Source organism: Rudaea sp. (assembly GCF_036383415.1).
Taxonomy (GTDB): Bacteria; Pseudomonadota; Gammaproteobacteria; order Xanthomonadales; family Rhodanobacteraceae; genus Rudaea.
Genome location: NZ_DASVOK010000304.1, coordinates 1 through 3,460 on the forward strand (window position 1 = coordinate 1; position 3,460 = coordinate 3,460).

The window sequence follows — 3,460 nt, forward strand, 5'->3', positions numbered from 1 at the left end:
GGCGCTTGAACCCGCGTCCGCGAGCGCCTCGGCGCCGAACGACGCCAGCGCCAGCTCGCGTTCGAGCGGCGTCAGATCGCTGGCGCGGCTTTCTTCGAGCGTCGGCTTCACCATGTGCTCACCTTGCCGAGGGCCGCGGCGACGCGCTCCCAGCGTGTATCGATGCCGGCGTCCACTTCGCCGCTGCCGGACTGCGCGCGGCAGCCGCCGCGTTCGATCGCCGGATCGGTGCGCACGGTCCAGCCGCGCGTTTGCAGTTCTTCCATCAGATAGGCTTCGACGACCGGCAGATCGGCGGGACTCACGACCAGCGCCGGTGCGCCGATCAGCGCGGGTTCGGCGGCGAGCACCTCGCGCGCGGCGGCGATCAGCGCGGTCGGGTCGTGCTGCACGTGCTGGCGCACCACCTGTTGCGCGATGTCGAGCGCGAGCGCGACGAGCGTCTCCGAAATCGCGCCTTGAGCGCCGTCGAGCGCGGCCTTGAAGGTCTCCGCGAGCGCCGCGAGCCGGGCGGCTTCCTCGCGCGCTTCGCTTTTGCCCTGCTCGAAGCCTTGCGCGTGGCCTTGCTCGTAGCCCGCCTGATAGCCGAGCGCCTGGCCCGCGACGTGGCCGGACGCGATGCCCTGCGCATGCGCGGCTTCGCGCAGACGTTCGAGTTCGGCTTCGAGCGCGCCTTCGTCGACTTCGGAGGGCGGCGGCGCGGGCGGCGCCGGATCGAACGAGGCCATCTCCCAGCGCTGGTAGGCCGAGAGGCTTTCCTTTGCCGTGGAGTTGCGATTAGACATATGCATCTTCCGCCTTGCCGCCAATCACAATCTGGCCGCTTTCCGCCAGGTTGCGCACGATCTGCAGGATGCGGCGCTGCTGCGTCTCCACTTCGGAGACGCGAACCGGGCCGCGCGCGTCGAGGTCTTCGGCGAGCAGTTCCGCGGCGCGCTGCGACATGTTCGACAGGAATTTCTGACGCAGCGCGGGCGGCGCGCCCTTCAGCGAGATGATCAGCGCCTCGGATTCCACTTCCTTCAACAGCAACTGGATCGCGCGGTCTTCCAGGTCGAGCAGGTTCTCGAACACGAACATCTGGTCGACGATCTTCTGTGCGAGTTCCGCGTCGTACTGACGGACGTTCTCGATGACGCCTTCCTCGTGGTTGCTCGACATGAAGTTGAGAATTTCCGCGGCCGTGCGGATGCCGCCCATCGGGCTGCGCTTCAGGTTGTCGCTGCCGGACAGCAGGCCGGTCAGCACGTCGTCGAGTTCGCGCAGCGCCGCCGGCTGGATGCCGTCTAGCGTCGCGATCCGCAGCAGCACGTCGTTACGCAGACGGTCCGTGAAGCACGAGACGATTTCCGACGCCTGATCGCGGTCGAGGTGAACCAGAATCGTCGCGATGATCTGCGGATGCTCGTTCTTGATCAGTTCGGCGACCGCCGGCGAATCCATCCACTTCAGGCCTTCGATACCGCTGGTATCGCTGCCTTGCAGAATCCGGTCGATGATCGCGCCGGCCTTGTCGTCGCCGAGCGCCTTGGTCAGCACGGAACGGATGTACTCGTTCGAATCCAGCGACATGCCGGTGTGCTTTTCCGCCTCGCGCACGAACTCGTGCAGCACGACGTCGATTTCCTCGCGTGTCACGGCCTTCATCGCGGCCATCGCGACGCCGATCTTCTGGACTTCGCGCGGTCCGAGAAACTTGAATACCTGCGCGGCTTCTTCCTCGCCGATCGACATCAGCAGAAGCGCGCTCTTCATTACGCCTTCAGCGCTCATCGGTCACCCAATTCTTGACGACAGTTGCAACGATTTTCGGGTCCTGGCGCGCGATGTTGCGCGCGAACTCCAGGTTCCGCTCATATTTGTGTTTCGCATTTTCCAGCGCCAGCAGCTCGCTGTCGCCGTTGTCCAGCTCGATGCCGCTGTGCGCGCGCTCCGCGACCGGAATGCCGTCGAGCAGGATCGGCTCGTCCGGCGACGGCAGCGCCGCGGCGACGACCGGCTCCGGCGGCGGGAACGCGCGGCGCAGCGCCGGCTTCACCATCACGAAGTACAGGAACAGGGCCACCGCGCCGATGCCGAGATAAGTCGCGATCTGCTTATACAGCGCGAGCATGTCCGGCGTGCGCCACCACGGCAGGTCCGCGTTCGGGTCGAGGTCGGCGGTGAACGGGCTGTTGACCACGTTGACCGAGTCGCCGCGCGCCGCGTCGAAGCCCATCGCGTCCTTCACGAGCTGGTTGACCTGCGCGAGCTTGTCGGCGGTGACCGGCTGCATCGTCGCGTGGCCCTTGGCGTCGACCACGCGCAGATAGTTGACCACCACCGCCACCGACAGACGCTTGATGCCGCCCATCGGCTGCTCCAGGTGACGCACGGTCTTGTCCAGCTCGTAGTTCGTGGTCATGTCCTTGCGGTCGCTCACCGGCGTCGTCGTGACGCCGCCGCTCGCACCGTTCGGCGCATTGACCGGAGCCGAGGCCGGCTGCGGCGGCTGATTCGACAGCGCGCCCGGCACGCCCGACGCGCCGGCTTGCGACATTTCGCTCGCCGTGCTCGATTGCTGGCTGCGAATCGCGGCCTGCTGCGGGTTGCCGTTCGGGCCGAAGTTTTCCGAAGTCTGTTCGCTGCGCGAGAAGTCGATGTCGGCGCTCACTTGCGAATGCGCGTTGCCGCCGCCAAAGAGCGGCGCGAGGATCGCGTCGATGCGCTGCTGCGTGTTGCGCTCGATCTGCTGACGGTACTTCAGTTGCGACGCGTCGAGCCCGCTGCCCGTCGAAGGCTGCGTGAGCAGGTTGCCGTCCTGGTCGAGAATGGTCACGCCCTTGACCGGCATTTCCGGCACCGCCGACGACACCATGTGCGTGATCGCCAGCACCTGGCCTTCGTCGAGCGCGCGGCCGGGAAACAGATTGACGAGCACCGAAGCCGACGGCGCTTCCTTGTCGCGCACGAACACGGACGGCTTCGGAATCGCCAGGTGCACGCGCGCCGACTTCACCGACGAGATCGATTCGATCGTGCGCTCCAGTTCGCCTTCCAGCGCGCGCTGATAGTTGATCTGCTCGGCGAACTGGCTGATGCCGAACTTCTGGTTGTCCATCAGTTCGAAGCCGACCGAGCCGCTTTTCGGCAGTCCCTGCGACGCGAGGCGCAGGCGCATTTCGTGCACCTGCTCGGCCGGCACGAGGATCGCGCCGCCCGCGTCGGAGAACTTGTAGGGAATGTTGGCCTGCTGCAGCGCCGTGATGATGGCGCCCCCGTCGCGGTCGGACAGATTGCTGTAGAGCACCTTGTAGTCCGGCGCGCGCGACCACAGGAACAGGCCCGCCACCACGGCGACCAGCAAGGCCACGGCGAAGATCAGCGGGGCGCGCGGGTTGCCGCGCATTTGCGCGAGGCCGGACAGGCGCTGGCCGAAATTGCCGCCGAGGCCGCCCAGGTCCGCGTTTCCGCCGGGCTG

At 66.7% G+C, this 3,460-nt stretch carries 3 protein-coding genes; all 3 read right to left on the reverse strand.

What is annotated here, in order from left to right; genetic code table 11:
• Positions 1 to 107: 107 nt before the first annotated feature.
• Positions 108 to 785: a flagellar assembly protein FliH gene (gene fliH, locus VF497_RS11445; RefSeq protein ID WP_330888784.1), complete on the reverse strand. Its 678-nt coding sequence runs from the start codon at positions 783 to 785 to the stop codon at positions 108 to 110.
• On the reverse strand, positions 778 to 1,773 hold the full coding sequence (gene fliG / locus VF497_RS11450) for a flagellar motor switch protein FliG (protein ID WP_327630159.1): 996 nt from the start codon (positions 1,771 to 1,773) through the stop codon (positions 778 to 780). Before fliG ends, fliH begins: the two co-directional genes overlap by 8 nt.
• A partial coding sequence (gene fliF, locus VF497_RS11455; protein ID WP_330888786.1) for a flagellar basal-body MS-ring/collar protein FliF occupies positions 1,763 to 3,460 on the reverse strand: 1,698 nt, incomplete at its 5' end. The genes fliG and fliF, both read right to left, overlap by 11 nt.

Coding starts and splice junctions, on each gene's coding strand:
- fliH (WP_330888784.1), bottom strand. CDS start 785: ATGTCTAATCGCAACTCCACGGCAAAGGAAAGCCTCTCGGCCTACCAG.
- fliG (WP_327630159.1), bottom strand. CDS start 1,773: ATGAGCGCTGAAGGCGTAATGAAGAGCGCGCTTCTGCTGATGTCGATC.